1 protein-coding gene is annotated in these 212 nt (G+C 71.2%); it reads left to right on the forward strand.

Translation table 11 applies throughout. The features are described 5' to 3' along the window. Positions 1-212 (forward strand): hypothetical protein (locus tag B4E36_RS08580; RefSeq protein ID WP_345900236.1); only part of this gene is annotated, 212 nt, incomplete at both ends.

Here is a 212-nt window from a genome sequence, read left to right on the forward strand (position 1 = left end):
CGGCGGCGGCGGCGGCAATGCCGGCACCGGCTCCGGCTCGACCAAGGCGGCAGACGGCATCAAGTCGGCCGCGTTGAATATCGGCCTTGGGGCCGACGGCGGCGCCGGCACCAATGGCGGCAGCGTCGACGTGCATATGGATGACGCCGGCGCTTCGATCTACACCGGCGGCCATGTGTCCCGCGGTATCTTCGCCCAGTCGATCGGCGGCG

This window comes from Martelella sp. UBA3392, from assembly GCF_002358775.1.
GTDB classification, from domain to species: domain Bacteria; phylum Pseudomonadota; class Alphaproteobacteria; order Rhizobiales; family Rhizobiaceae; genus Martelella; species Martelella mediterranea.